This window comes from Companilactobacillus paralimentarius DSM 13238 = JCM 10415 (assembly GCF_001434985.1).
GTDB classification, from domain to species: Bacteria; Bacillota; Bacilli; order Lactobacillales; family Lactobacillaceae; genus Companilactobacillus; species Companilactobacillus paralimentarius.
The window spans coordinates 1-6,578 of the sequence record NZ_AZES01000073.1; the positions used below are offsets into that span (position 1 = coordinate 1).

Sequence of the window (6,578 nt, forward strand, 5' to 3'; positions counted from 1 at the left end):
CACTTGGATTCAATTTATTTTGTCCAAGTGGCTAACTTGTTATTGAAATTTTCGTAAATATTATTATGCTAATTTTTTGTTTAAAAGTTGGAAGATATTTATTATTAGGGTAAGTTGATTAGAGAGGGGAAATAATTTGATTACCTACAAAGAAGTCGGAATGAAGTACGAGAAAAACGTCGTTTTACATGATATCAATTTGACAATTGATGATGGTGAATTGTTTGTTTTGGTTGGTCCCAGTGGTAGTGGAAAAACTACGTTATTGAGAATGTTGAACCGACTAACAGTTCCTACTGATGGGAATGTTTATTTTGACGATAAGAAGATTAAAGACTATGATGTGCAAAAATTACGTTTAGACATGGGGTATGTATTGCAGGATAGTAGTCTATTCCCTAATCTAAATGTTGAAGATAATATTGCAATTCAATTGGAACAAAAGGGTGTTTCCAAACAAGAACGCCATCAACGTGCTGCTGAATTACTAGAGTCGGTTGAACTTGATCCTAAGAAGTATGCTAAAAGGATGCCTGATGAACTGTCTGGTGGGCAACAGCAACGTGTTGCCATTATTCGCGCTTTAGCAACTAGTCCTAAATTAGTTTTGATGGATGAATCATTCAGTGCTTTAGATCCTGTCTTGAGACGTAAATCACAGGATTTGGTTTTAAAATTGCATGCCAAATATAAGATGACAGTTGTCTTTGTAACACATGATATGCAAGAGGCTTTGCGAATGGGTCAAAAGATTGCCATTTTAAATCAAGGTGAGGTCCAGCAAGTAGGAACACCACATGAGATCATGCAAAATCCAGCCAATGATTTCGTTAAGAAATTCTTTGGTACTAAGACACCACATTGGTGGAATATGGATTTCTTGATTGGGTCCAAAGTTTTAACAGAAATTCAAAACTCAACTGATTATCCTGAGGTGGAGCAGTTTGGCGAATTAGTTAACAGTTTAAAAGATCATACTGAGATAAAGTTTAGCTATCAGAATAAGGCTTATTCATTGACCCCTCAGCAATTGTTAGCATATTTTGAAAAAGAGGGGGACAATCAATAATGCAAATGTTACTACAGACTTTAGTCAGTCAACGTACTGAAATCTTAAAATCATTGTATCAACATATTGGCATTTCTTTTATTTCACTATTGATTGCCATGCTAATTGCAATTCCATTAGCTATCTTATTACGGAACCATCGTCGCTTTGGTGAAGTGGGACTACAAATTGCTGGAATTATTCAGACTATTCCCAGTTTAGCTTTGTTAGGATTATTAATTCCACTTGTAGGAATTGGAACGGTGCCAGCAGTGGTAGCACTAACTATGTATGCTATCATGCCGTTGTATCAAAATACTTATTCAGGATTGACCAATATTGATCCTAATCTGGAGGAAGCTGCGGTTGCCTTTGGATTGTCAAAGTGGAAGAGATTACAACGTTTGGAATTTCCATTAGCCTTACCAATGATTATTTCTGGTATCAGAATTGCTTTAGTTATGATTATCGGTACGGCCACATTAGCCGCTTTTATTGGTGCTGGTGGTTTAGGGGATTATATTATGCTGGGTATTCAACAGAATAATAATTACTATCTAATTATCGGTGGTGTTTTGTCAGCCCTGTTAGCCTTTATTTTCAGTGGCCTTTTGAAATTTATTGGCTCGTCAAAACGTCGGATTTATGCTGGCGGTGTGATAATACTATTGATGTTATTAGGATTTGGTGGCAACAAGGTTTATCAAATGGTAAAACCACAACCAGTCCAAATTACAATTGCTGGTAAATTAGGCAGTGAGCCAGAGATATTGATTAATATGTATAAGGACTTGATCAAACAGGATAATCCTAAGGCTCAAATTACTTTGAAACCTAATTTTGGTGCAACAACATTCTTATATAAGGCATTAAAACGCCAAGATATTGATATCTATCCAGAATTCACGGGTACTGTTTTGGAAGCATTAGTAAAATACGATAAACCAACGCCTAAGAGTCCGGAAAAAACTTATCAAATTGCTAAAAAGGAATTGTCGAAGCAAGAAAATATGAGTTTCTTAAAACCAATGGAATACGAAAATGGTTATGATTTGGCTGTGACCAAGGAATTTTCAAAAAAGTATCACGTTACCAAGTTAAGCGATTTACAACGAGTAAGTGATAAAGTTATTGCCGGATTCGATCCTGACTTTTCTAATCAGGCTGATGGTTATTTAGGATTGAAGAAGAAATATAATTTAGATTTTGCTAACGTTAAACGAATGGAACCTTCTTTACGTTACAAGGCGATTGCTAATGATCGCGTTAATTTGGTAGATGGTTATACGACAGATCCACAAGTTCAACAATATCATTTAGTGGTTTTGAAGGATGATAAGCATTTCTTCCCACCATATCAGGGTGCTCCTTTGATGAATGAGAGCTTTGCTAAAAAAAATCCTGAAGTTGTTAAGAGCTTGAACAAGTTAGCTGGTAAGATCTCTGCTGAAGATATGCAGAAGATGAATTATCAAGTCAGTGTTAAGAATAAAAAGGCCAGTGTTGTGGCTCGTGATTATTTAGTTAAAAAAGGTTTATTAAAATAAAATTTAAAAAACATCTATTCAGAGGTAGCATAAAATTTATGCGCTCTAGATAGATGTTTTTTTAACCAAAATTAAATATTGCAGTGATGAAAGTTGCTGCTCCAAGAAAAATACCAGGAATATTAGCCCAAACAATTGGCCAATCCTTTTCTTTCTTGAGTAATCCATATGCTGTCCAAATAGTACAGTTGATAAAAGCAACGAGTGGTTGTATAGGATTCCCCTTAGTACCAGATAGATTGGATATAATCTGGGGAATATATGAAACATACATCAGAACGGACATGGCGCTCGCGACTGTCCCGATTTTTTCTACTTTTTCTGAACTGATCCTCCGCAATTAAATTAACTTCCTTTCGTATTACAAACTATTTTTATTGTTAGTAAAATATGCATGTTACAAAAAGTCATTGTTGACATAATTAATTCGCATCAATTGACCATAAGTACAAAATAAACCAGACAAAATGTATTGTCAATTGATATGCTGTTTCACAAAATTGAGAAACAAAAAGCGTTAGCCGTTATGACTAACACTTTTTATAAGAAATTTTAATTGTGAATTTCAGCAACTTGACGAACCATCATGAGTTCTTCATCAGTAGGAATCAAGAAAACCTTGATAGCAGAATCAGGACTACTAATGAGTCCCTCTTGAGCGGCTTCGTTCAATTTGTCATCTAGTTTGATATTAAAGATAGAAAGCTCATTGATGATCTGTTTTCTTAACCAAGCATTGTTTTCAGCAATGCCACCGGCAAAGACTAGAGCATCAGCACGATGTAATTCAGTTAGGAAACTACTAGCATATTTAACAACACGGTTAACAAATATATCAATGGCTAACTTGGCTTGTTCATTGGTATCCTCTTGGGCCTTGATGTCACGCATATCGGAAGAGAATTCAGCAATACCTAAGAGACCAGATTTTTGATTGAAGATATCTAGAACTTGATTAGGATCATCAAGTTTTAATTCTTTCATCAAAAAGGGCACTAAGGCTGGGTCGATGTCTCCGGAACGTGTTCCCATTGTGACACCATTGAGAGGTGTGAATCCCATTGAAGTATCAAAGGCTTTACCATTTTTAACAGCGGCGAGTGATGCACCACTACCTAGATGCATGGTTACCAAGTTGACATCTGATTGTGGCTTATTAAGTAATTCAGCGGCACGTTTGGTCAAGTAAGTGTGAGAAATACCGTGTTCACCATAACGACGAATCTGATATTTCTTAGTTAATTTATATGGCAAACTGTAGATAGCATTCTTTTCAGGTAAGTCGGTAAAGAATTGACTATCGAAGACGGCATATTGTTTAACATTAGGCAAAGTTTCAGCCATTGTTTCAATTCCCTTAGCTTCCATAGGATTGTGAAGGGGTGCAAAATCACTAAGATCTTTAATTTGTTGCAACACGTCAGGTGTAATTTCAACAGCATGCTTGAAAATCTGACCTCCAGCAACGACACGGTGTGCTACAGCCGTAATTTCTGATAGATCTTTGATAATGTCTAAGTTTTGTAACTCTTCAAAAACCATTTGAGCGGCTTGATTTTGAGTTAAGTTATCTTGTGTTTTCTCGAACTTCTTACCGTTATATTTCATTTTAAATAAGGAAGCAGGGGCATTGATTCTTTCTACGGTACCACTTGCTAGAACCTTTTCGGATGGCATTTCAAACAGTTTCCATTTTAGGGATGAACTACCAGCGTTGACGACCAACGTTTTTTCCATTATGAGATCACTCTTTTCTATTAATATGAAGCTTTCATCATTAAATATGTTATATAAAGAATCGTGTCATTGCAATAACATGGCGACTAATAAATGCCAAATCGTCTTTTTAATACTATATTTTATAAATATTTTAGAAGAAGATTTACAATAGATTTATGAAAATAGATAAAAAAGATATTCAAAGAGCAGAGATATTTAAAGTTTTGTCAGATCCCAATCGGTTACAAATGATTCGAATTCTATATCAAGCGCATCGTGAATTGACTTGTGGTGAAGTCGGTGAAAAATTGGATCTTAGCAAATCAACCGTTTCCTACCATTTTAAGAAACTGCGTAAAGTTGGTTTGACTAATACTAGAAAAGAAGCGCAAATTAAATATTTGTCGATTAATATGGATGCCTTTACCGAATTCTTGCCATTTTTTTTAGATACCCTATAAAATTTTGTACTTTAGTTCGATGATCATCGAACTAAGAAAGAAAATGTTATTATGTTAAAAAATAAAAGATTGAACTTGTTGTTGACAATGATTGCAATTTTTATTGCTACGTTTATGACCTCAGTAGAAACAACCATTATTACGACGGCTATGCCGACAATTATTAGTAAATTAAACGGCCTGTCAATGCAAAGCTGGGTATTTGCAATGTATCTGTTAACGACAGCGGTCAGTACTCCCATATATGGAAAATTGTCCGATCAGTTAGGCCGTAAACCGATATTTATTGTTGGATTGATGATTTTTTCTTTAGGGTCATTTCTTTGTGGAATTGCTCCTAATATTTACCTTTTGATACTGTTCAGAGCTATTCAGGGAATCGGTGCTGGTGCAATTATGCCAATAACATTCACCATCATTGCGGATTTATACTCCTATGATAAACGTTCCAGTAAATTGGCTTTAAATAATACAGCTTGGGGAATTTCGGCCTTGCTAGGACCCATTATCGGTGGCTTCATTGTTGACAAACTTAATTGGCATTGGATTTTTTTCATTAACGTACCTTTAGGCTTGATAGTTTTGGTATTGATTCTGTTTGGACTAGGAAGTAAAAGGACTACTAAAACACATCGGCCAATAGATTATAAAGGGATTTTGAGTTTATCATTGTCTTTAATTTCACTTTTGTTTCTATTCCAAATGTTAAGTAGTCAAGAATTAAATATAATATATATCATAATTGTGGCACTGGTCTTTTCATTATCCTTAATAGCATTAGTACACTTCGAGAAAAAGTCAGTTGATCCAATTGTACCGTTGCAACTTTTTGAGAATCAATTATTCACAATTCAAATTCTGACTGCATTATTACTAAGTGGGATACAAATAAGTTTTCAAGTTTATTTTCCTATTTGGCTACAATCAGTTTATCGAGTTACTGCCTCTGTCGCTGGTTTGGCAGTTACACCGAGTCCAGTAATGTGGTTGATTGCATCATTCTTTGTGGGGAGCTTAGTGAAAAGAATTATTCCTAAATTAATTACTATTCCAATTGTTATAGTACAAATGCTGTTTTATCTAACCTTAGTTTTTGCTAAAACTAATTTTCCGATGATTATGTTTTATGTAATTGCTGGTGTCACCGGTACGGGGTTAGGTATTGTAATTACAATGAATACACTGATTTCACAAGAAGTAGTTTCGGATACTGAGGTTGGAACAGCCTCATCAATGTTAACTTTAGGAAGAACGATGGGACAAACCATCATGACAGGAGTATTTGGATTGGTGTTTAACTTGTCGATCAATCAAGCTGTTGGTAATCATGCAGAGGTGAGTTTGGGACAAGTTAATGGATTTATCAGTTCCAATCATGATTCAGCTAGTAACTTAATTCCTATCATGCAAAAAATTATTATTGAAGGTATGCATAATGTTTTCTTAGTTACAGTGATTTTATTTGGAATCATCTTGTTAGTTAATTTGAAGGACAAGAATAAAAAGATTATTAAATAATTAGGTATTTGATAGCTTTGTTAGTTCACTCGTAGAATTATAAGCGGAATAATAAAAAGGAGTAACTTGATCTGAACCCTTAAGTTTGGATAATTAATTATGCTGCTTTTAGAAAGGAAAATTCTCGGTATTTTACCGGTGGCTTTCCTTTTAGTTTTGTCTTGATGGCAAACTCAACTGTTGGATGTTCACTAATATTAAAAACTAATATTTCTCCGGAAGATAAATCCGGCGAATTTTATAATCAAGTTAGCCACTTTCAATAAAAGCTCAAAATAAAAACAC

At 34.8% G+C, this 6,578-nt stretch carries 6 protein-coding genes; 4 read left to right on the forward strand and 2 right to left on the reverse strand.

Annotated elements, in window-relative coordinates; translation table 11 throughout:
• Positions 1-136 precede the first annotated feature (136 nt).
• Positions 137-1,069 (forward strand): ATP-binding cassette domain-containing protein, encoded by a 933-nt coding sequence (locus tag FD33_RS06830; protein ID WP_025086305.1) that lies wholly within the window; start codon positions 137-139, stop codon positions 1,067-1,069.
• Positions 1,069-2,595: an ABC transporter permease/substrate-binding protein gene (locus tag FD33_RS06835; RefSeq protein WP_025086304.1), complete on the forward strand. Its 1,527-nt coding sequence runs from the start codon at positions 1,069-1,071 to the stop codon at positions 2,593-2,595. Before FD33_RS06830 ends, FD33_RS06835 begins: the two co-directional genes overlap by 1 nt.
• 61 nt (positions 2,596-2,656) lie before the next feature.
• On the opposite strand, the gene FD33_RS06840 is transcribed toward FD33_RS06835, so the two are convergent.
• On the reverse strand, positions 2,657-2,926 hold the full coding sequence (locus FD33_RS06840) for a SemiSWEET family transporter (protein ID WP_034544509.1): 270 nt from the start codon (positions 2,924-2,926) through the stop codon (positions 2,657-2,659).
• Between the two features lie 221 nt (positions 2,927-3,147).
• Positions 3,148-4,332 carry an acetate/propionate family kinase gene (locus tag FD33_RS06845; RefSeq protein ID WP_025086302.1) on the reverse strand — a complete coding sequence of 395 codons (1,185 nt, stop codon included), beginning with the start codon at positions 4,330-4,332 and terminating at the stop codon, positions 3,148-3,150.
• A gap of 158 nt (positions 4,333-4,490) precedes the next feature.
• Between FD33_RS06845 and FD33_RS06850 the strand changes: the two genes are divergently transcribed.
• The gene (locus FD33_RS06850) at positions 4,491-4,775 is read left to right on the forward strand and encodes an ArsR/SmtB family transcription factor (RefSeq protein ID WP_025086441.1); all 285 of its coding nucleotides are present in this window, start codon (positions 4,491-4,493) and stop codon (positions 4,773-4,775) included.
• Between the two features lie 51 nt (positions 4,776-4,826).
• Positions 4,827-6,293, forward strand: coding sequence for an MFS transporter (locus FD33_RS06855; protein ID WP_056955864.1), 1,467 nt, complete (start codon positions 4,827-4,829; stop codon positions 6,291-6,293).
• Positions 6,294-6,578: the final 285 nt, after the last annotated feature.